This is a genomic window from Thermohalobaculum sediminis (assembly GCF_023487995.1).
In the GTDB taxonomy this organism is placed as follows: domain Bacteria; phylum Pseudomonadota; class Alphaproteobacteria; order Rhodobacterales; family Rhodobacteraceae; genus Thermohalobaculum; species Thermohalobaculum sediminis.
In genome coordinates, this window is record NZ_JAMFKN010000001.1 from 262,295 (window position 1) to 282,429 (window position 20,135).

19 protein-coding genes and 1 riboswitch are annotated in these 20,135 nt (G+C 72.6%); of the genes, 11 read left to right on the forward strand and 8 right to left on the reverse strand.

Annotation, left to right across the window (positions count from 1 at the left end; genetic code table 11):
- Positions 1 to 37 precede the first annotated feature (37 nt).
- The 3 genes from ade to cobA all read right to left on the reverse strand — a co-directional run bounded on the left by ade (position 38) and on the right by cobA (position 4,017).
- A complete protein-coding gene (gene ade, locus M1105_RS01230) occupies positions 38 to 1,735 on the reverse strand; it encodes an adenine deaminase (protein ID WP_249578524.1) in 1,698 nt (565 codons plus the stop codon).
- A 105-nt stretch (positions 1,736 to 1,840) separates the two neighbouring features.
- Complete coding sequence (locus tag M1105_RS01235) at positions 1,841 to 3,157, reverse strand: cobyrinate a,c-diamide synthase (protein WP_249578525.1); 1,317 nt, start codon at positions 3,155 to 3,157, stop codon at positions 1,841 to 1,843.
- Entirely contained in the window at positions 3,154 to 4,017 is an 864-nt protein-coding gene (cobA, locus tag M1105_RS01240) for a uroporphyrinogen-III C-methyltransferase (protein WP_249578526.1), read from the reverse strand. The genes M1105_RS01235 and cobA overlap by 4 nt, the downstream gene beginning before the upstream one ends.
- Positions 4,018 to 4,113: 96 nt before the next feature.
- Here cobA and M1105_RS01245 point away from each other — a divergent pair, with 96 nt between their 5' ends.
- From M1105_RS01245 to cobO, 10 genes are all read left to right on the forward strand, one after another.
- Positions 4,114 to 5,232 (forward strand): cobalt-precorrin-5B (C(1))-methyltransferase, encoded by a 1,119-nt coding sequence (locus tag M1105_RS01245; protein ID WP_249578527.1) that lies wholly within the window; start codon positions 4,114 to 4,116, stop codon positions 5,230 to 5,232.
- Positions 5,229 to 5,969, forward strand: coding sequence for a cobalt-precorrin-6A reductase (locus M1105_RS01250; RefSeq protein ID WP_249578528.1), 741 nt, complete (start codon positions 5,229 to 5,231; stop codon positions 5,967 to 5,969). Before M1105_RS01245 ends, M1105_RS01250 begins: the two co-directional genes overlap by 4 nt.
- 56 nt (positions 5,970 to 6,025) lie before the next feature.
- Positions 6,026 to 6,268, forward strand: a riboswitch (cobalamin riboswitch).
- A 33-nt stretch (positions 6,269 to 6,301) separates the two neighbouring features.
- A complete protein-coding gene (locus M1105_RS01255; RefSeq protein ID WP_249578529.1) occupies positions 6,302 to 6,481 on the forward strand; it encodes a CbtB domain-containing protein in 180 nt (59 codons plus the stop codon).
- Positions 6,482 to 6,499: 18 nt separating this feature from the next.
- Entirely contained in the window at positions 6,500 to 7,231 is a 732-nt protein-coding gene (locus tag M1105_RS01260; protein WP_249578530.1) for a CbtA family protein, read from the forward strand.
- Positions 7,232 to 7,241: 10 nt separating this feature from the next.
- Positions 7,242 to 7,871, forward strand: coding sequence for a 5,6-dimethylbenzimidazole synthase (gene bluB / locus M1105_RS01265; protein ID WP_249578531.1), 630 nt, complete (start codon positions 7,242 to 7,244; stop codon positions 7,869 to 7,871).
- Between the two features lie 12 nt (positions 7,872 to 7,883).
- The gene (cobW, locus tag M1105_RS01270; RefSeq protein WP_249578532.1) at positions 7,884 to 8,954 is read left to right on the forward strand and encodes a cobalamin biosynthesis protein CobW; all 1,071 of its coding nucleotides are present in this window, start codon (positions 7,884 to 7,886) and stop codon (positions 8,952 to 8,954) included.
- Entirely contained in the window at positions 8,951 to 9,415 is a 465-nt protein-coding gene (locus M1105_RS01275; RefSeq protein ID WP_249578533.1) for a GNAT family N-acetyltransferase, read from the forward strand. Before cobW ends, M1105_RS01275 begins: the two co-directional genes overlap by 4 nt.
- Positions 9,415 to 13,182 carry a cobaltochelatase subunit CobN gene (cobN, locus tag M1105_RS01280; protein WP_249578534.1) on the forward strand — a complete coding sequence of 1,256 codons (3,768 nt, stop codon included), beginning with the start codon at positions 9,415 to 9,417 and terminating at the stop codon, positions 13,180 to 13,182. The genes M1105_RS01275 and cobN overlap by 1 nt, the downstream gene beginning before the upstream one ends.
- 130 nt (positions 13,183 to 13,312) lie before the next feature.
- Positions 13,313 to 13,795, forward strand: a complete 483-nt coding sequence (locus M1105_RS01285) for a GNAT family N-acetyltransferase (protein ID WP_249579031.1) — start codon at positions 13,313 to 13,315, stop codon at positions 13,793 to 13,795.
- A complete protein-coding gene (gene cobO / locus M1105_RS01290; RefSeq protein ID WP_249578535.1) occupies positions 13,792 to 14,421 on the forward strand; it encodes a cob(I)yrinic acid a,c-diamide adenosyltransferase in 630 nt (209 codons plus the stop codon). Before M1105_RS01285 ends, cobO begins: the two co-directional genes overlap by 4 nt.
- A gap of 13 nt (positions 14,422 to 14,434) precedes the next feature.
- Here cobO and cbiB read toward each other — a convergent pair whose 3' ends face one another.
- Complete coding sequence (gene cbiB, locus M1105_RS01295) at positions 14,435 to 15,349, reverse strand: adenosylcobinamide-phosphate synthase CbiB (RefSeq protein WP_249578536.1); 915 nt, start codon at positions 15,347 to 15,349, stop codon at positions 14,435 to 14,437.
- Positions 15,337 to 16,311 carry a threonine-phosphate decarboxylase CobD gene (cobD, locus tag M1105_RS01300; RefSeq protein ID WP_249578537.1) on the reverse strand — a complete coding sequence of 325 codons (975 nt, stop codon included), beginning with the start codon at positions 16,309 to 16,311 and terminating at the stop codon, positions 15,337 to 15,339. The genes cbiB and cobD overlap by 13 nt, the downstream gene beginning before the upstream one ends.
- Positions 16,312 to 16,360: 49 nt before the next feature.
- On the opposite strand from cobD, the gene M1105_RS01305 reads away from it, so the two are divergent.
- Entirely contained in the window at positions 16,361 to 17,212 is an 852-nt protein-coding gene (locus M1105_RS01305) for a GHMP family kinase ATP-binding protein (protein ID WP_249578538.1), read from the forward strand.
- Positions 17,213 to 17,225: 13 nt separating this feature from the next.
- Here M1105_RS01305 and M1105_RS20560 read toward each other — a convergent pair whose 3' ends face one another.
- From M1105_RS20560 to M1105_RS01315, 3 genes are all read right to left on the reverse strand, one after another.
- A complete protein-coding gene (locus M1105_RS20560) occupies positions 17,226 to 17,348 on the reverse strand; it encodes a hypothetical protein (RefSeq protein ID WP_264759449.1) in 123 nt (40 codons plus the stop codon).
- The gene (locus M1105_RS01310) at positions 17,345 to 18,685 is read right to left on the reverse strand and encodes a c-type cytochrome (protein WP_249578539.1); all 1,341 of its coding nucleotides are present in this window, start codon (positions 18,683 to 18,685) and stop codon (positions 17,345 to 17,347) included. Before M1105_RS01310 ends, M1105_RS20560 begins: the two co-directional genes overlap by 4 nt.
- A gap of 106 nt (positions 18,686 to 18,791) precedes the next feature.
- A complete protein-coding gene (locus M1105_RS01315; RefSeq protein ID WP_249578540.1) occupies positions 18,792 to 20,090 on the reverse strand; it encodes a formate dehydrogenase subunit gamma in 1,299 nt (432 codons plus the stop codon).
- Positions 20,091 to 20,135: the final 45 nt, after the last annotated feature.

Sequence of the window (20,135 nt, forward strand, 5' to 3'; positions counted from 1 at the left end):
GGTCTGTGGATAACTGCGGGGAAAGATCGGCGGCACGTCAGACCAGCGCGAAACGGTCCACGTCGAACAGGCCCAGATCGGTGATCTTGAGCGACGGAATCACCGGCAGCGGCAGGAAGGCGAGCTGGATGAACGGGTCGTCGAGCGGGCAGCCCATGGCCCGCAAGGCGTCGCGCAGGCGCCTCAGCCCCGCCTCGACCTCGGCCGCCGGGCGGTCGGAAATCAGGCCCATCAGCGGCAGCGCCAGCTCGGCCACGATCTCGCCCTCGCGGGCCGCGACGAACCCGCCGCCCAGCGCGATCAGCCGGTTCACCGCCGCCGCCATGTCCGCGTCCGACATGCCCGCCACGCAGATGTTGTGGCTGTCATGCCCGACCGAGGACGCGAGCGCCCCCTCCGCCAGCCCGAAGCCGCGCACGAAGCCGCGCCCGATATTGCCGGTCTTGCCGTGCCGCTCGATCACCGCGATCTTGGCGATGCCCTGCGCGGGGTCGGCCTCGGCCAGCCCGCCGCGCCCGGGCAGCGTGGCGTCGAGGCGCCCGGTGATGATCTTGCCGGGGATGATCTCGATCACCGGGCGCGGGCCGGGTGTCGCGGGCACTGCGAAGTCCGCCGCCGCGACCGGGCCGCGCTTCATCGAGCCCCGCCCGATCGGCGCGACCATCGCGCGCCCGCCGAAGGTCGCCTCGTCCACCGGCCGCCCGCCCAGGATCACCCGCTCGACCCGGCAGGCGTCGAGCTCGGACAGAAGCACGATATCCGCCCGCTGCCCCGGCGCGATCAGGCCACGGTCGGTCAGCCCGAAATGCCGCGCCGCCGACCAGGTCGCGGCGCGATAGGCCGCCAGCCGCTCGGCGCCATGCGCGATGGCGTGGCGGATGGCGTGGTCGATATGACCGTGCTCGGCCACCTCCAGCGGGCTGCGGTCGTCCGTGCAGAACGAGAGGTACGGCGACGCCCCCAGCGTCATCAGCGGCGCCAGCGCCGCCACGTCGCGCGCAACCGACCCCTCGCGCAGCAGGATATGCATCCCCTTCGCGAGCTTCTCGCGCCCCTCCTCGATCCGGCTGGTCTCGTGGTCGTTTCGCACGCCGGCCGCCAGATACGCGTTGAGCGCCCGGCCCGACAGCAGCGGCGCATGCCCGTCGATGTGGTGCTGGAAGGCCGCGGCCTTGGCCAGCACGCCAGGGTCGCGCGCGAGCACGCCGGGGAAGTTCATCAGCTCGGCCAGCCCGATCACCTTGGGGTGGCTCGCGAAGGGCAAGAGGTCGTCGACGCCCAGCTCGGCCCCCGACGTCTCCATCGCGGTCGCCGGCACGCAGGACGACAACTGCACTCGCAGGTCCATCGCCATCGCCTCGGCACAATCGAGGAAGTAGCGCAGCGCGGCCGTGCCCATCACGTTCGCCGCCTCGTGCGGATCGCAGATCGCGGTGGTGGTGCCGCGGGGGACCACCACGCGCTCGAACTCGAAGGGCGTGACCAGCGAGCTTTCCAGATGCACATGCCCGTCGATGAAGCCGGGGACCGCGATCAGGCCGCGGGCGTCGATCACCTCGGCGCCGTCGTAGTCCTCGACCGTGCCGACGATCCGCTCGCCCGCGATGGCGATGTCGCCCGCGCGCAGGTCGCCCGTCACGAGGTCGAGCATGCGCCCGCCCCGGATCACCCGGTCGGCCGGCGTCTCGCCCAGCGCCTGCGCGATGCGACGGGAGAGCTGTGAGGTATCGGTCAAGGTTCACCTCCTTCGCCCGGAGGACGCCCCGGAGGCGCAGTCTAGCCCGGACACTCGCCCGCCGCGAAGGGGTGCCGCAGCGGCAACACGCAAACGCGGCCGCCGTCAGCCCGGCTCGATCACATGGGCGAAGCTGCCGCTGACCCGGCCCGAGACGAGGCCCATCGGCCCCAGATCGGCCCCCGCCGCGTCGGTGGCATCATAGAGCGGCGCGCCCTCGGCCCGCAGCGTCGTGGCATAGTGGAACTCGTGCGCGACCAGCGGCCCGGACCACGACCCGCCGCGCGGGCTGAGGCGGCGATAGCCCAGATGCAGGCGCCGCTCGGCAAAGCTCGTCTCGAGCCGCAGGAACCCCAGCATCGCGTGCCGCGCGCCCCCGGCATCGACCAGCCCCTCGCCCAGCACCATGTAGCCGCCGCACTCGCCATGGATCGCGGCGCCCCGGCGCTGCGCCGCTTCCATCCCCGCGCGGAACCGTCCGGCGGCGGCGAGCAGCCCGGCGTGAAGCTCGGGATAGCCGCCGGGCAGGAACACGGCATCGGCCGCCGGGTCGGGCGCCTGATCGGCCAGCGGCGAGAATGGGACGATCTCGGCCCCCGCCGCGCGCCAGTCGGCCAGCATGTGCGGATAGGCGAAGGCGAAGGCGAAATCGCGCGCGACAGCCACGCGCTGGCCCGGCGGCGGCAGGCGGCGCGGCGGCGCGGCGGCGCCGATCGGCGACGCCAGTGCCTCGACCGCTGCCAGATCGACCCCGCCGGCAACCCATTCGGCCGCGCGCGCGATGAAATCGGCAAGATCCGCGCGCTCGCCTGCCTGCACGAGGCCCAGATGGCGCGAGGGAAGGGAAAGGTCGTCGCACCGGGTCAGCGTCCCCAGCATCGGCGCGACGGCCCCCACGGCGCGGCGCAGCATAGCGGCATGGCGGGCCGAGCCCACGCGGTTGAGGATGACGCCCGCCACCCGCACATCCGCGCGAAACCGGGCCAGCCCCGCGACGATGGCCGCGGCTCCCTGCCCCATCCGCGCCGCGTCCATGACCAGCAGCACCGGCAGGCCCAGCGCTGCCGCGACATCGGCGGTCGAACCGCGGCCCATCGCGCTGCCGTCGTCGGCGCCGTCGAACAGGCCCATCGCGCCCTCGATGACCAGAAGCCGCGCAGGGGCGTCCCCGCCAAGCCCTCCCGCAAGCGCCTCGGCCGCCCGGGCGCCAAGCTGCGCGGCGTCGGCGGCGAAGGCGTCGAGCGTCGCGCAGGGCCGCCCGCTCGCGGCGGCGAGGAAGGCGGGGTCGATGTAGTCCGGTCCCGATTTGGCCGCCTGCACCGCCACACCGCGGGCTCGCAGCGCGGCGATCAGGCCCAGCGTCACGGTGGTCTTGCCCGCCCCCGAGGCCGGCGCCGCGACCACCAGCCCTCGCGGCGTCATCCGCTGCGCCGCGCGTCCGCGTCTCCGCCCAGCGGGTCGAGGTCGCGCGGCGCGTGGCCCGCCATCTGCCCCACCCAGTCGAGCGCCCGGTGCATCAGCGCCACGCGCCCGATGCAGACGATGGCGGGCGGCTCCATGCCCGCGGCGGCGGCATCGGCGACGGCGGTGGCGAGCGTGGTTTCCAGCACCCGCTGGCCGGGCATCGTGGCCTCGGTCACGATGGCAACGGGCTCGGACGGCGCGCGCCCGGCGGCGATGAGGCGGGCCGAGATCTCGGGCAGCGTCTTCATCGCCATGTAGCACACGATCACCGGCGAGGACTTCGCCAGCGCCGCCCAGTCGATCGCGCCGGGCGCATCGCCCGAGGCATCGTGGCCGGTCACGAAGGTCACCGCCTGATTGACGTCGCGATGCGTGACCGGGATGCCGGCATAGGCCAGCCCCCCGATGCCGGCCGAGATGCCCGGCACGATGCGGATGGGAACGCCTGCCTGCACCAGCGCCTGCGCCTCCTCGCCGCCGCGGCCAAAGACGAAGGGATCGCCCCCCTTCAGCCGCAGCACGCGCCGCCCGGCGCGGGCAAGCTCGATCAGCCTCAGCGAGATATCGCGCTGCTTGGGCGAGGGCTTGCCGCCGCGCTTGCCGGCATATTCGACCTCGGCCCCCGGCCGCGCCCAGCCGAGGATGCGCCGGTCCACCAGCGCGTCATAGACGATCACCTCGGCCTGCCTCAGCGCGTTGAGCGCGTGCAGCGTCACCAGCCCCGGATCGCCCGGCCCCGCACCCACCAGCCACACCCAGCCGGGCAGAAGCTCGGGCCAGTCGGGATCGGTCGGGGGCATGTCGTGATCACGGGTCATGGGGCGCTTATACGGCGGGCGTCCGGCCTGCGTAAGCGCCCATTGCGACCGATTTCGCGGCTTTCGCGGCCCGCCGGGGGCACCTATAGTCGCGGCATGCGCAAAATCCCCCAGCAAGCCGCTGCCGCAAGACCGGAAAATGGCTCCGGTGCCGGGGATGCCTGCGGCCCCGGCGCCGGCCTGCGGACTGGCTGGACCACCGGCGCCTGCGCGACCGCCGCGGCCAAGGCGGCCGCCATCCGGCTGGCCGAGGGCGCGTTCCCGCTCGAGGTGACGATCACCCTGCCCAAGGGTAGCCGCGCGAGCTTTCACATCGCGCAGGCGACCGCAGGCGAGGGTTGGGCCGAGGCCGCGGTCGAGAAGGATGCGGGCGACGATCCCGACGTCACCCATGGCGCGCTGATCGTGGCGCGCGTGGCCCCCGCGGCACCGGGCGCGGGCGTTCGGTTCCGCGCAGGCGAAGGGGTGGGCACGGTGACCAAGCCGGGCCTGCCGATCCCGCCGGGCGAGCCCGCCATCAACCCTGTGCCCCGCGCCATGATCGCCCGCGCGCTGGCCGAGGTGATGGGCGCCGACCCCGACGCGGTAGTCACCGTCTCGGTCCCCGGCGGCACCGAGATCGCGCGCCACACCTGGAACCCGCGGCTGGGCATCGAGGGCGGCATCTCGATCCTCGGGACCACCGGGATCGTGCGGCCCTTCTCGTGCTCGGCCTGGATTGCCTCGATCCACCGCGGCATCGACGTGGCCGTCGCCACCGGCGCGAGCCATGTCGTCGGGGCCACGGGATCGAGTTCCGAGGGCACGGTGCGCCGGCTCTACCCGGAACTGCCCGAGACCGCGTTTCTCGACATGGGCGACTTCGCCGGGGGACTGCTCAAGTATCTCCGCACCCACCCGGTGCCGCGGATCACGGTCGCCGGCGGCATCGGCAAGATGGCCAAGCTCGCGCAGGGCGCGGTGGACCTGCATTCCGGGCGCAGCCAAGTCGATTTCACCGGGCTCGCCGCGCTCGCGGGCGGGGATGCGCGCGTGGCGCAGGCCAACACGGCGCTCGAGGCGCTGGGGATCGCGGGCCCCTCGCTCGCGCAGGCGGTGGCCGAGGCCGCCGCGGCACGGGTCGAGGCGATGCTCGCGCACGCCCCCATCGAGGTCGAAACCATCGTGACGGATCGCGCGGGCACCATCCACGGCCGGCGCGGATTTCCGCGATGACCCGGCGCGTGCTGCTGCTGGCCGGCACCAGCGAGGCGCGGATTCTCGCCGGGCGGCTCTGGGACATGCCGGGGCTGCGCGTCACCGCCTCGTTCGCCGGGCTGACTGACACGCCGCGGCTAACGGTGGCCGAGACGCTCATCGGCGGCTTCGGCGGGGTCGAGGGCCTCGCGCAGTATCTCGCGCGTCACGGCTTCGACGCGCTGGTCGACGCGACTCACCCCTTTGCCCGGCAGATGCCGTGGAACGCCAGCGCGGCGTGCGAGCGCGCGGGCGTCCCGCGGCTGCGCCTCATCCGCCCGGAATGGCCAGCGCGCGCCGGCTGGATCGGGGTTCCGGATCTCGGCGAGGCGGTGGCCGCCCTGCCGCAGGGGGCGCGGGCGCTGCTGACGGTCGGGCGTGGCGGCATCGCGCCCTTCCTGTGCCGCGCCGACCTGCGGATCGTCGCGCGCTCGATCGAACCGCCGGGGCCCTTGCCGCCGAACGCGATCGCGATCCGCGAGCGCCCGCCCTTCGCCCATGCCGACGAACTGGCCCTGATGTCGAGCCACCGGATCACGCATCTTGTTACCAAGAACGCCGGCGGCTCCGGGACGGCGAAGCTCGATGCCGCCGACGCGCTGGGAATCAGCACGATCATGATCGCCCGCCCCGAACAGCCGGCGGGTGGCAGCCGGGCGCAGACGGTCGGCGAGGCTGTCGCCTGGCTGCGGGATTTCGTCGGATTCAAGCCGTGAGTGCTGACAAATAGGTGTCCGGCGCCGGCTTCGCTTGACAGTCCATCCCACCTGACGGAAGGCTGGTCGTGCAAGGTTCCGCACCGCCCGCTCAGCGGGTGCGGATGAAAAGGGAATGCGGTGGCGCCCGACCCAAGGCGGGGGGCCGAAGCCGCAGCCGCCCCCGCGACTGTAAGCGGCGAGCGGACCCCGATGCGCCACTGGTGCCCCTGATCGGGCGCCGGGAAGGCCGGGGGACGCGCAGGCCCGAAGGGCCGGAAACCGCGAGCCAGGAGACCTGCCCTGCGCCGGAGCAACCTGAACGCCCGTCGGTGGGACGGGGAGGGGATGAGATGATGAACACGACGCACAACACCAGCACCATCGCGCGGTCCGAATCCGGGCTCGCCGCCATCGTCGTCGCGATGGTCATGGGTGCCGCCCTGGTCTTTACCGCGGGCTTCGCGAACTCGGCCCTGCTGCACGACGCGGCCCACGACTCGCGCCACGCGATTTCCTTCCCCTGCCACTGACCCGCCCACGGTCGTGACATGTTGAAATCGCTGACGGCCAGCGCGCTCGGCGCCGGCCTTGCCGCGGGCCTTCTGGCCGCGGGCTTGCAGCTTTTGTTGCTGTCGCCGCTGATCGGCGAGGCCGAGCTCTACGAGAGCGGCACACTCACCCATTTCGCCGCCGGTGCGCCGGCGGCTGATGATCATGCGGCCGGGCCGGCCGACCACGTCCATGCAGACGGCGAGGCCGACCACGACCACGGCGCATCGGACGCGCCGGGCCGCGCGCTCCTCACGATCCTCTCGACGGTTGCCACCTACACGGGCTTCGCGCTCATGGTCGTTGCCGGTTTCGCGCTGGCCGAAGGCGCGGGCCTCGTGCGGATCACGGCCCGGCAGGGGCTGGGCTGGGGGCTCGCGGGCTTTGCCGCGACCCAGTTCTTCCCCGCGCTTGGCCTCGCGCCCGAGCTTCCCGGCTCGGGGGCTGCGGCGCTCGAGGCGCGGCAGCTCTGGTGGCTGATGACTGTGGCATCGACGCTTGCGGGCATCGGGCTCCTGGCCGCCATCCGCTCGCCCCTGCGCTTTGCCGGGCTCGCGCTGATCGCGCTGCCGCATCTCGTCGGCGCCCCGCATCCCGAGGGCTATGCCGGCGTCACGCCGCCCGAGCTCGCGGCGCAGTTCGCGGCCCGCGCGCTGGTAGTGGGCGCGGTCGGATGGGTCGCGCTGGGCTGGATCGCGGGCCTGCTGTGGTCGCGCGAGACGGCGGGTTGAGGGGACGGCGGTGGAGTTCTCGGAGGCGTTCCGCGCGGAGTTCCACCGCCTGTGCCGGTGGCGGCGCGACGTGCGCCGCTTCCGCTCCGACCCCCTTCCCCCCGGCACGCTGTCGCGGCTGATCGAGGGCGCCGGCAGCGCGCCCTCGGTCGGACTGTCCGAGCCCTGGCGCTTCGCCATCGTCGCGAGCGCCGGGGTTCGCGCGGCCCTGATCGACAATTTCGAGACGGCGAACGCCGACGCCCTCGCCGGCTACGAGGGCGAGCGCCAGACGCTCTACGCCGGCCTCAAGCTCGCGGGCCTGCGCGAGGCGCCGGGCATCGTCGCCGCCTTCTGCGACGAGACCGACGCCAAGGGCCACGGCCTCGGGCAGCAGACCATGCCCGAGATGCGGCGCTACTCGGTCGTTTGCGCGGTCATGCAGATGTGGCTCGCCGCGCGCGCCGACGGGATCGGGATGGGCTGGGTCTCGATCATCGACCCCGACCGCGCCGCGCGTGACATGGGCGTGCCGGCGGGCTGGAGGCTTGTCGCGCTGATGTGCGTGGGCTACCCCGAGTCCGCGCAGGACGAGCCCGAACTCGAGCGCGCCGGATGGGAGCCCCGCGAGGGCACCATGGCGCGCGTCGTCACCATCTGAAAGGGAGCGGACATGCCCGCCAAGATCCCCGCCACCGTCATCACCGGCTTCCTGGGCGCCGGCAAGACCACGCTGATCCGCAACCTGCTGGCGCGCAACGAGGGCCGGCGCATCGCGCTGATCATCAACGAGTTCGGCGATGTCGGCGTCGATGGCGAAGTGCTGCGCGGCTGCGGCGACGCGGTCTGCGCCGAGGATGACATCGTCGAGCTGTCGAACGGCTGCATCTGCTGCACGGTCGCCGACGACTTCATCCCGACCATGCGCAAGCTGATCGAGCGCGCCGCGCCGCCCGATCACATCGTCATCGAGACCTCGGGCCTCGCCCTGCCGCAGCCGCTGGTGCGCGCCTTCAGCTGGCCCGAGATCCGCACCCTCGTCACCGTCGATGGCGTCATCACCGTGGTGGACGGCCCCGCGGTTCGCGACGGGCGCTTTGCCCATGACGTGGCGGCGGTGGACCGCCAGCGCGTCGCCGACGAGGGGCTCGACCACGAGACCCCGCTGTCCGAGCTGTTCGAGGACCAGCTCGCCTGCGCCGACATGGTGGTGGTCTCGAAGACCGACGCGATGGCGGGCCCCGAGGTCGAGGCGCTGATCGACGGCCTCGCGGCCGAGACGCGAGAGGGCGTGCATTTCGTGCGCTCGACCGTCGAGGGTCTGGGCGCCGACATCCTTCTTGGCATGGGCATCGGCGCCGAGGACGACCTCGACGCGCGCGCCGAGCTGCACCATCACCACCATGACGACGACGAGGACGATCATGACCACGAGCACGAGCACGGCCATGACGAGTTCGAGAGCTTCGTGATCGAACTGGGCGAGATCGCCGATCCCGCGGCGCTGACCGGCCGGCTGGCCGAGATTATCCGCGCGCATGACATCCTGCGCCTCAAGGGCTTCGTCGCGGTCGCGGGCAAGCCGATGCGGATGGTGGTGCAGGCGGTGGGCCCGCGGATCGAGACCTATTTCGATCGGCCCTTCGGCGCCGGGCCTCGCGGGACGCATCTTGTCGTGATCGGCGAGGCGGGGCTCGATCGCGCCGCCATCGAGGCGGCGATCGCCGAACGCGCCGCGGCATGATCCCGATCGCCCTCACCATCGACCGCACCGGCCCGCATCACCCGGATGCCCTGGCGATGGTGGGCGAGAGCGAGGCCGAGCTTGCCTCGATCTACCGCCCCGAGGTGCGCCACGCCTTCTCGCCCGACCAGCTGGCCGCCGCGGGGGTGCATTTCCTGGTGGCGCGCGAGGACGGGCGGCCGGTGGGCTGCGGCGGGCTTGCGCCCTGCGAGGGCTACGGCGAGCTCAAGCGCATCTTCGTCACCCGCGGCCGCCGCGGCGCCGGGATCGCGCGGCGGATCGTCGAGGCGCTCGAAGCGGAGGCGCGGGCGCTGGGGCTCGGCATCGTCCGGCTCGAGACCGGCGAACTCAGCCCAGAGGCACTCGGCCTCTATGCGAGCATGGGCTACCGGCGCCGCGGCCCGTTCGGGGCCTATCTCGAGAACGGCTCGAGCGTGTTCATGGAAAAGCGGCTGGACTGATGCACCTCCTGCTGGCGCAGCCTGGCCAGGCGGATCCGTCCGAGGCCGTCGATCTCGGCCAGAGCCCGGCCGAGGTGATCGTGATCTCGGCCGCCGACACCGAGCTTGCGGCGCTGGCCGAGGCGCGCGCCGAGCTGGGCCCCGACGCGCCGGGCCTCAGGCTCGCGTCGCTCCTGCATCTCGCGCACCCGATGTCGGTCGATCTCTACCTCGACCGCACGGCGACCCGGGCGCGGCTGGTGATCGCGCGCGTGCTGGGCGGCGAGAGCTACTGGACCTACGGGATCGAGCAGTTCACCGCGCGGCTGGCCGAGGCCGGCGTGGCCTTCGCGGCCCTGCCCGGCGACGATAAGCCGGACCCCGGCCTCTCGCGCATCTCGTCGGTCGCGGCGGCGGATTACGAGGCGCTCTGGGCCTACCTCGTCGAGGGCGGGCCCGAGAACGCCGCCAACTTCCTGCGCCACGCCCGCTGGATGCTGGACCCCGACGGGACCGAGCCGCCGCCCCCGGCCCGGCCGCTGCTGCGCGCGGGGCTCTACTGGCCGGGGGCGGGCACGACCGATCTGGCGGCCGTCCGGGCGGCCTGGCCCGATCCGGCGGCGCCGGTCGTGCCGCTGGTCTTCTACCGCGCGCTGGTCGCGGGCGCGGGCCTGCACCCGATCAATCGGCTCGTCCGCGCGCTGATGGCCGAGGGACTGAACCCGCTGCCGGTGTTCGTGGCCTCGCTCAAGGATCCGGTGAGCCAGGGGACGCTCGAGAGCCTGTTCGCCGAGGCGCCGCCCGCGGTCATCCTCAACGCCACGAGCTTCGCAGTCTCCTCGCCCCAGGCGGGCGAGCAGCAGCCCACGGTGCTGGACCGCCCGGGCGTGCCGGTTCTGCAGGTCGTCCTCTCCGGCGGCACCGAGGAACAGTGGGAGAAGGGGACGGCCGGCCTCTCGGCGCGCGACATCGCGATGAACGTGGCGCTGCCCGAGGTCGACGGCCGCATCCTGTCACGCGCCGTGAGCTTCAAGGGCGAGGCCTTCTTCGACGAGGCCACCCAGTGCCGCATCACGGCCTACCGCGCGCGCGGCGACCGGGTGAGCTTCGTCGCGCGCCTCGCCGCCGCCTGGGCGCGGCTGCGGCGCGAGCGGCCCGAGCGGCGCCGCGTGGCGGTGATCCTCGCCAACTACCCAAACCGCGACGGGCGGCTGGCAAACGGCGTGGGACTCGACACGCCCGAGAGCTGCGTGGGCGTGCTGGCGGCGCTGAAGGCCGCGGGCTATGGCGTCGAGGGGGCGCCGACCGACTCGGCCACGCTGATGGCGCGCATCCAGGCGGGGCCGACCAATTGGCTCGCGGACCGCGCGGCGCGTTCGGGCGGCGCGCGGCTCTCGCTCGCGGCCTACCAGTCCTTCTACGGCACCCTGCCCTGGGAGCTGCGCCGCAAGGTCGAGGAGCGCTGGGGGCATCCGCAGGATGATCCCTTCTTCGCCCCCGGCGATCTCGACTGCGGCGGCTTCGCGCTCTCTATCCTCGACTTCGGCCACGTCGTCGTCGGCGTCCAGCCCGCGCGCGGCTACAACATCGACCCGGTCGAAAGCTACCACGCCCCCGACCTCGTGCCGCCACACAACTACCTCGCCTTCTATGCCTGGCTGCGCGAGGAATTCGGGGCCCACGCGATCGTGCATCTGGGCAAGCACGGCAATCTCGAATGGCTGCCGGGCAAGGCGGTGGCGCTGTCGGAGAACTGCTTCCCCGAGGCAGCGCTGGGGCCGATGCCGCATCTCTATCCCTTCATCGTCAACGACCCCGGCGAGGGCACGCAGGCCAAGCGCCGGGCGCAGGCGGTGATCATCGACCACCTGACGCCGCCGCTGACGCGGGCCGAGACCTACGGGCCGCTGAGGCAGCTCGAGGCGCTGGTCGACGAATACTACGAGGCCTCGGGCGTCGATCCGCGCCGGCTCGACCATCTGCGGCGCGAGATCCGCAGCCTCGTGTCGGCCGCGCGGCTCGACCTCGATGCGGGGATCACGCCGGACATGGCCGAGGACGAGGCGCTGAACCGGCTCGATACGTATCTTTGCGAGCTGAAGGAGGCGCAGATCCGCGATGGCCTGCACGTCTTCGGCCGCGCGCCCGACGGGGGGCTGGAGCGCGACCTCGCCATCGCGCTGGTGCGCGTTCCGCGGGGCGACGGCAAGGGGGGCAACGCCTCGCTGATCCGGGCGCTGGCGCGCGATTGCGGGATCGACCCCGAAAGCTTCGACGCCCTCGACTGCGACATGGGCGCCCCCTGGGAGGGACCGCGGCACAAGTTCCTGCACGCGGTCGCGACCGACCCGTGGCGCACGCAGGGCGACACGGTCGAGCGGCTCGAGGCCCTCGCCCAGCTTGCGATCCAGTGGCCCGAGACGCCCCGCGACTTCCGCCACACCGCGCCGGTGCTCGAGGCCTTGCATGGCGAGATCCTGCCCGCCATCCGCGCCTGCGGGCAGGCCGAGATGGCGGCGCTCATGGCGGGGCTCGACGGCCGCTTCGTCCCCCCCGGCCCGTCGGGGGCGCCGACCAGGGGGCGGCCCGACGTGCTGCCGACGGGGCGCAACTTCTTCTCGGTCGACAGCCGGGCGGTGCCGACGCCCGCGGCCTTCGCGCTGGGCTGGCATTCGGCCTCCCTGCTGGTCGAGCGGCACGTGCAGGAACATGGCGACTGGCTGCGCGCGGTCGTGCTCACCGCCTGGGGCACGGCGAACATGCGCACCGGCGGCGATGACATCGCCCAGGGGCTGGCGCTGATGGGCGTGCGGCCGACATGGGACCAGGCGAGCCGGCGGGTGACGGGCTTCGAGATCGTGCCGCTTGCGCATCTCGACCGTCCCCGCGTGGACGTGACCTTGCGCGTCTCGGGTTTCTTCCGCGACGCCTTCCCGGCGCAGATGGCCCTGTTCGACGCCGCCGCGCGCGCGGTGATGGCGCTGGACGAGCCAGAGGAGATGAACCCCCTCGCCGCACGTTTCCGGGCCGATCGCGCGCGCCTCGCGGCCGGGGGGATGCCTGAGGATGACGCCGCAACGAACGCGGGATACAGGGTTTTCGGCTCGAAGCCCGGAGCCTATGGCGCGGGGCTTCAGGCGATGTTGGACGAGCACCTGTGGGAACGGCGAGCCGATCTGGCCGAGTCTTACGTCAACTGGGGCGCCTATGCCTATGCGCGCGAGGCGGACGGCGTGCGTGCACGCGACGCCTTCGAGACGCGCCTCACCGCGGCGGAGGCCGTGGTCCAGAACCAGGACAACCGCGAGCACGACCTGCTCGATTCGGACGACTACTACCAGTTCGAGGGCGGTGCCGCCGCCGCCGTCGAGCACCTTTCGGGCCGCGCGCCCGCGGTCTATCACAACGACCACTCGCGGCCCGAGCGCCCGGTGATCCGCACGCTCGAGGACGAGATAGGCCGCGTCGTGCGATCGCGCGTGGTCAACCCCAAATGGCTCGCCGGGGTGCGGCGCCATGGCTACAAGGGCGCATTCGAGATCGCCGCGACGGTCGATTACCTCTTCGCCTTCGCCGCGACGACCCATGCGGTGCGCAGCCATCATTTCGATCTTGTCCACGAGGCGGTGATCGAGGATGACGAGGTGCGCGGCTTCATCGCCGAGGCAAACCCCGCCGCGCTGAGCGAGATCGCCGCGCGCCTTTCGGAGGCGATCGATCGGGACCTGTGGCAGCCGCGCTCGAACTCGGCGCGCGCGATGCTGGCCGAGCTTCGGGGCGAAACATGAGGAAACTGGCGGAAGCCAAGGAAGAACAGGGGTCTCCCAGAAGATTCTGCGGCGCGCCTGCTCACCCCCGACCCGCGCCCCCCACCCTCGCGGAGCGCGCGGCATGACCGACGCCCCGACCGTCCCGGCAATGTCGGCCCCCATCCGGCTCGACCCCGCATGGCCGCACTGGAAGCGGCTGCGCGCCCTCATCCTCGACGCCTTCGCGAACATGGAGGGACGGATCGACCCGCCCTCGTCCGCGCACCGGCTGACCGCGGCCGGCATGGCCGAGCAGGCCCGCAGCGGCGAGGTCTGGGCGATCATGGAGGGCGACGAGCCCCTGGCCTGCATGTTCCTGACGCCGCGGGCGGACGCGCTCTATCTGGGCAAGGTCGCGGTGCGGCCCGACCGGCAGGGCCGCGGGCTGGGCCGCCGTCTGGCATGGCTCGCCGAGCAGCGGGCTCGCGCGCTGGGCCTGCCCGCGCTCGAGCTGCAATCGCGGATCGAGATGGCCGAGATCCACACGATCTACGCCCGGCTCGGCTTCGCCAGGACTGGCGAGACCGCCCACCCCGGCTATGATCGGCCGACCAGCATCACCATGCGCAAGGAGCTTGGCGCCGCCCCATGACCGACACCCCCGGAAAGCCCGACGAGCTCGCCCGCCATGCAGCCAAGATGGCGAAGAAGAAGGCCGCGCGCGACAAGATCATGGCCACGAAATCGGGCGAGAAGGGCCTGATCATCGTCCACACCGGCAAGGGAAAGGGCAAGTCGACCGCGGCTTTCGGGATGATCTTCCGCTGCATCGCGCACGGCTTCCCCTGCGCCGTGGTGCAGTTCATCAAGGGTGGCATGGAGACGGGCGAGCGCAGCCTGATCACCACCCGCTTCAGCGACCTCTGCGAGTTCCACACCATGGGCGAGGGCTTCACCTGGGAGACGCAGGACAAGGCGCGCGACATCGAGATGGCCCGCGCTGCCTGGGAAAAGGCGAAGGAGCTGATCCGCGACCCCCGCCACCGCATGGTGCTGCTCGACGAGATAAACATCGCCCTGCGCTACGACTATCTCGACACCGCCGAGGTGGTCGCCTTCCTGCGCGCGGAAAAGCCCGCGATGACCCATGTCGTGCTCACGGGGCGCAATGCGCCCGAGGCGCTGATCGAGGCGGCCGACCTCGTGACCGAGATGGAGCTGATCAAGCACCCCTTCCGCGAGCAGGGCATCAAGGCGCAGATCGGCGTCGAGTGGTAGGGGCGCGCGGCGCTCAGCCGATCAGCCGTCCCAGACCCCACCACAGCACGGCCAAGACCACCATCACCGCCCAGCCGCGCCAGATCAGCCGCACTGCCGCCCGGATGTCGTCGGGCGCCGCGTCGAGGCGCCCCTGCGGGTTGAGGTGCGGGTCGTCCGTCGGCACGCCGCCATAGACCCGCGGCCCGGCCAGCGCGACGCCGAGCGAGGCGGCCATCGCGGCCTCGGGCCAGCCGGCATTCGGGCTGCGATGCAGATCGGCGTCGCGCAGCATCACCTGGAGCGCCGCGCGCCCGCCGCCGACGAGGCAGAGGATCCCGCCCGCCATCCGCGCCGGCACCCAGTTGAGCAGATCGTCGAGCCGCGCCGCCGCCCAGCCGAACTCGCGGTAGCGGTCCGAGAGATGCCCGATCATCGAATCCGCCGTGTTCACCGCCTTGTAGGCGAGGAGGCCCGGCAGCCCCAGCAGGGCGAACCAGAAGGCGGGCGCCACCACGCCGTCCGAGAAGTTCTCGGCCGCGCTCTCGATGGCCGCGCGCGCCACGCCGGCCCGGTCCAGCGACTGCGGATCGCGCCCGACGATCATCGAGACCTGCCGCCGCCCCTCGTCGAGCGACACCGCGAGCCCCTCCGCCACCCGCGCGACATGCTGCGCGAGGCTGCGCTGCGCCAGCAGGATCGCGCCTAGGATGACCTCGATGACGCCGCCGAAGAGGTCGAGCGCCAGCAACTCGCCAAGGCCCAGGCTGCCGGCCACCAGCGCGGCGACCGCGAGCACGCCCTTCGCGCGCCGCGCCCGGCCCCGGTTGAGGCGCGCCTCGAGCCAGCCGATCGCGCGCCCCATCAGCACGGCCGGGTGAGGCACCCGGCGCCAGATCACCTCGGGCTCGCCGAGGATCGCGTCGATCAGGAGAGCTAGCGCGAGCATTCCGCCTCCAGCGCCGCCTCGAGGCGCGTCCACCCCTCGGCCGTTCCCGGCAGGCCCAGCCGCAGCCAGGGCGCGGAATAGGGAAAGATCCGGCTCCAGATCCGCGCGCGCGCCAGCCGCTGATGCGCCGCGGCGGCATCGGGCGTCTCGAAGGTCGCGAACAACCCCGCCTCGCCGACGAGCCGCCATCCGGCCGAGCGGCCAAGCGCGACCAGCCGGCGGATGTCGCGCGCCAGCCGGACTCGGGTCTGCGCATGCCAGCCGCGGTCGGCCAGCGCCGCCGCGCCCAGCGCGAGCGCGGGGCCCGACACGGCCCAGGGCCACATCAGGCCTGCGAGGCGCGCGGCGGTCCCGGGCCCCGTCACCGCGAAGCCGAGCCGCAGGCCGGCGAGCCCGTAGAACTTGCCGAAGCTGCGCAGGATCACCAGCCCCTCGGCCCCCGCATGCGGGATCAGCGAGCGTTCGGGCGTCGCGTCCATAAAGCTTTCGTCGACCACGAGGCGCGGCAGCGCCTCGGCCAGCGTCTGCAACTCGTGCGTTTCCCATCGCCTGCCGTCGGGGTTGTTGGGGTTGACGATCACCGCGGCGCGGGTGGCGGCGCCGGGGCGCGCTGCCACGCGCCAGCCCTCGGCGGTGAAGGCGGCGGCGTGCTCGTTGTAGGTCGGCGCCGGTATCGCGACCTCGCCAGCGGGATCGAGCCGTGGCAACAGGCGGATCAGCGCCGAGGTGCCGGGGGCGACCACCACCGCGGCGCCCTCGGGCACGCCCCAGAGCGCCCGCGCCAACGCCACGAGGCGGTCCGTCGCATCGCTGTCCGGCAGGCGCGCCCAGTCCTCCTGCACAAGCCCGCTCACCGGATAGGCGAGCGGGTTGATCCCGGTCGAGAGGTCGAGCCAATCGCCCGGCGTGCCGCCGAAGCGGGCACATGCCTGCGCCAGGTTGCCGCCGTGATCGCGCGCCATGCCGGGTTCCCGCTGTTCAGCCACCCGAAGCCGGGGTAAGCCGCAGGCCATGAACCAGAAGCCCGCCACGGCCGTCAATCCGAAACCCGCAGCCGCCCGGGTCGCCGGCCACCTCGGCGAGCTTGCGCAGGGGCTTGCGGCACCGGGCGGGCCGGTCGCGCTCGTCACCCTGCCCTGCCCCCTGCTGGTGACCGAGGTGCGCTACACCCCCGCGCCGGGGCCGCTCCGGTCGGACGAGGCCATCGCCGGGAAGGCGCTGGCCGCCGCGCGCGGCGCGCTCGGCTTCGTCGGACGCGGGGACTGGGGCGGCGAGATCGCGATCCGCCGCGCCTGCCCGCCCGGCCTCGGCGCCGGCACCTCGACGGCCGAGGCGCTGGGCGCGGTGCGGGCCGTTGCGGCGGCCTTCGGCGCGCGCCTCGCGCCCGAGGTCGAGGCGCGGTTGTGCCTCGCGGCGGAAGGCGCGGTCGATCCGCTGATGCATGACGAGGCGGTGCTGTTCGCCTCGCGCGAGGGCCGGGTTCTGCGCCGCCTCGCCGGCCTGCCGCCGATGGCGGTGATCGGCGGGTTCGCGGGCGGACCGCGCGAGACGGACCCGGCGGATTGCGGCTTTCCCCCGATGCAGGACATCTTCGACGACCTTGCGGATGCGCTCGCGGCGGGGGACGCGGTGCGGCTTGGGCGCGCGGCGACCGCATCGGCGGCGGCCAATCAGGCGCGCGACCCGAACCCTGCCTGGGGCGAGATCCGCACGCTCGCCCGCGCGGTCGGCGCGCTCGGCATTTGCGTCGCGCATACCGGGTCCGCGATCGCCCTTCTGCTGCCGCCCGGCGCCGATGCGCAGGGCCTGCGTCCCCGGCTCGAAGCTGCGGGGCTCAAGCGCATCCTGGCCTGGCGCATCTGAGCGCGGCGCAGGGTCAGAGCCGGACGTTCTCGGTCGAAAACACGTCGGCGCTGGTGAACCCCAGGCCGTTCAGGACGAACCATGCTGCCACGGACAGGCCGGCACCCACGATCAGCGCTGCGACGAAGGCCTTCATTGCGTCTTGCTCCCAACCTCGCTGCCGGCCCGATCCGCGCGGCCGGACTTCTGCCTCAGATAGTCGATCAGATCATCCCTGTCGCCCGCTTTCGCGATCCGCTGCACCGGCATCTTCGAGCCGGGCGTGAACACGTCGGGCCCCTCCTCGAACAGCCGCGCCACCGTCTCCTCGGTCCAGACGATGCCCGAACTGCCCAGCGCGTCCGAGTAGGCATAGCCCGGGACGCTGCCCGCCCGGCGCCCGAACAGGCGCCACAGCGTGGGGCCCGCCTTGCGCCCGCCATCGGGCGTCAGAGAATGGCAGATCGAGCATTTCCGGACGAATTGCCGCTCGCCATTGGTCATCTCGGAGGGCGGCTTGTGGAACTCGCGCGGCCCCCCGGCGAACAGCGCGTCGCCGTCGGCGTCGATGGGCCAGAGCGCGGCCTCGTCGGCGATGCCGCCCGCCAGCAGGCGCCCGCCCGAGGGCTCCCAGGCCAGCGCCCAGATCGGCCCCGACAGCGCCGCGCGGAAATCGCGCCGGATTGACCAGTCGGCGGTATCGACCACCATGACGTAGCCCTCGCCGTCGCCCACGGCGAGGAAGCGCCCCGACGGGTCCGCCGCGAGCGCGAGGATCGGGCGGCGGTCGGCCGTGAGGTCGGCGATCTGCGCGCCGCTGGCAAGGTCGATCGCCCGCACCGCCCCGTCCAGCGCGCCATAGGCAAGCCAGCCTGCCGCGGCGTTCAGCACCAGGTGATTGACGCCGAAGCCGTGGCTCACGACGATCGCCTCCTCGGCGCCCGTGGCGACGTCCCAGCGCCGGATCGTGCCGTCATACGAGGCGGTGTAGAGCTTGGTCCCGTCGGGGGTGAAGGCCGCGTCGTTGACGTTCGCCCGGTGGCCGGCAAGGAATCGCGGCTCACCGCCGCCCGAAAGCGGCCACAGGCCCACGGTCCCGTCCCAGCCCGCGCTTGCCGCCAGCGTGGCGCCGGGCCCGACCTCGACCGCGATCAGCTTGCCCTTGTGGCCCTCGAACCGCTTCAGGATGTCGCCGGTGCCGAGGTCCCACAGAATCATGTCGAAATCGTCGCCGGCCGAGAGCGCCCGGTTGCCAGGCAGGAAGGCCACCGCGTTCACCGCCGCCTCGTGGCCCTCGAGCCAGCGGATCAGGCCACCGGTCTGCGCGTCCCACAGGCCGACCGAATAGTCGAAGCTCGCGGTGAGCATCCGGCGGCCACCCTCCGAGAAGGCCACCCCCTTGACCGGCCCGCCATGCCCCTCGAGCCGCTGGTATCCGCCGGGCTCGGCGCGCACGGGTGTGGCGGGCGACAGGCAGGCAAGTCCCGCAGCCATCGCGACCGCCCGCCACAGGCCGGCAACCCTGCCGGGCGCCGGCCTGCCCCGCGGGCGGGGAGAGGGGGACGGGGAGCCTCCGGTCACGGTGCGCTTCGCAGGCGGATCACTCGGCCGGCGTCGCCGCCGTGCCGCGACCGTGGCCGCCCTTGCGTCCCTCGACCTCCTCGACCCACAGGCCGTGATGCTCGATCGCCCAGTTGCGGTCGACCATGCCGCTGCCCATTGCGTCAAAGGCCCCCTCCATGCCCAGCGAGCCGATGTAGATATGCGCCACGATGATCACGATCATCGCCAGCGCGACGATGGTGTGCCAGACCTGCGCGTACTGCATCTCCTCGAGCATGGAGAGGTCGGTCGGCAGCACGAAGCCGATCAGGGCATCGACGCCGAGTCCGTTCAGGATCACGAAGGTCTTGGCGAACATCGGGATCTCGTAGGGGAACAGCAGCGAGATCCCGGACGCCGAGACCGACACGCCCAGCAGGATCGTGCTCCAGAAGATCAGCTTCTGGCCCGCGTTGAACTTGCGCGACGGCGGATGCACGCCCTTCGAGAACAGGCCGCCGCCCTTCGCCAGCCAGATCAGGTCGATATAGCTGGGGATGTTGTGCCAGACCCACATGACGAAGACGAGCACCAGCCCCAACATGAAGGGCCACGCGACATTGTTGTGGACGAACTTCCCGCCGAGGGCGATCGTCGCGAAGGCCTCCTTGCCGATCAGCGGCATCAGAAGCTCCTTGCCGTAAAGCAGGTTGAGCCCCGTCAGCGCGAGCAGGATGAACGAGCCCGCGAGCAGCCAGTGGCCGAAGCGCTCGATCGGCTTGAACCGCTCGATCAGCTGGCCCGAGCGGCCATGCTCGATGCGGATGCGCCCGCGCAGCAGGTAGAACAGGACCAGCAGGACGAGGACGGCGCCCAGCGCATAGCCGCCCCAGACGAACAGCGGCCCCTTCTCGGAGCGCAGCCACTCCCAGGTGGTCCCGAAGCTCTGGACCAGCTGGCCTGCCTTGGCGTCCGGGATCGAGACCTGGCCCTGCACGCCGTGGCGCACCGCCGACCAGATGCTGGCATCCGAATTCGGCCCCAGCACCACCAGCGGCGTCTGCGCCTTGGCGGGGTCCATCTGGTCCACGAGATCGAGTTCGCGAGCGACCCCCGGCTCCATCGGCGCGTTGGTCTCGGCGTTCGCGGGCGGGCGGACCGAGCCGCCGGCCGAACGGATCACGCCCGCACCGGGATCCGTCGTCCCGACATTGACGCCCGCCTGCGGATCGGCCGACGACTGGGCGCCGGCCTCGCCGATCAGGACGCTCATCTGGAGCGCGGTGAAGATGAAGATCGCCAGAGCCAGCGCCAGAGCCGACGCCCCGACAATCGTGCCACGCCGTTTCGCGCGCATGACCGATACCCCCTTGTGTCCCAATGACAATCTGCGGCGTCCCGG

Coding starts and splice junctions, on each gene's coding strand:
- M1105_RS01235 (WP_249578525.1), bottom strand. CDS start 3,157: ATGACGCCGCGAGGGCTGGTGGTCGCGGCGCCGGCCTCGGGGGCGGGC.
- cobA (WP_249578526.1), bottom strand. CDS start 4,017: ATGACCCGTGATCACGACATGCCCCCGACCGATCCCGACTGGCCCGAG.
- M1105_RS01245 (WP_249578527.1), top strand. CDS start 4,114: ATGCGCAAAATCCCCCAGCAAGCCGCTGCCGCAAGACCGGAAAATGGC.
- M1105_RS01250 (WP_249578528.1), top strand. CDS start 5,229: ATGACCCGGCGCGTGCTGCTGCTGGCCGGCACCAGCGAGGCGCGGATT.
- M1105_RS01255 (WP_249578529.1), top strand. CDS start 6,302: ATGATGAACACGACGCACAACACCAGCACCATCGCGCGGTCCGAATCC.
- M1105_RS01260 (WP_249578530.1), top strand. CDS start 6,500: ATGTTGAAATCGCTGACGGCCAGCGCGCTCGGCGCCGGCCTTGCCGCG.
- cobW (WP_249578532.1), top strand. CDS start 7,884: ATGCCCGCCAAGATCCCCGCCACCGTCATCACCGGCTTCCTGGGCGCC.
- M1105_RS01275 (WP_249578533.1), top strand. CDS start 8,951: ATGATCCCGATCGCCCTCACCATCGACCGCACCGGCCCGCATCACCCG.
- cobN (WP_249578534.1), top strand. CDS start 9,415: ATGCACCTCCTGCTGGCGCAGCCTGGCCAGGCGGATCCGTCCGAGGCC.
- M1105_RS01285 (WP_249579031.1), top strand. CDS start 13,313: ATGTCGGCCCCCATCCGGCTCGACCCCGCATGGCCGCACTGGAAGCGG.
- cobO (WP_249578535.1), top strand. CDS start 13,792: ATGACCGACACCCCCGGAAAGCCCGACGAGCTCGCCCGCCATGCAGCC.
- cbiB (WP_249578536.1), bottom strand. CDS start 15,349: ATGCTCGCGCTAGCTCTCCTGATCGACGCGATCCTCGGCGAGCCCGAG.
- cobD (WP_249578537.1), bottom strand. CDS start 16,311: ATGGCGCGCGATCACGGCGGCAACCTGGCGCAGGCATGTGCCCGCTTC.
- M1105_RS01305 (WP_249578538.1), top strand. CDS start 16,361: ATGAACCAGAAGCCCGCCACGGCCGTCAATCCGAAACCCGCAGCCGCC.
- M1105_RS20560 (WP_264759449.1), bottom strand. CDS start 17,348: ATGAAGGCCTTCGTCGCAGCGCTGATCGTGGGTGCCGGCCTGTCCGTG.
- M1105_RS01310 (WP_249578539.1), bottom strand. CDS start 18,685: ATGGCTGCGGGACTTGCCTGCCTGTCGCCCGCCACACCCGTGCGCGCC.
- M1105_RS01315 (WP_249578540.1), bottom strand. CDS start 20,090: ATGCGCGCGAAACGGCGTGGCACGATTGTCGGGGCGTCGGCTCTGGCG.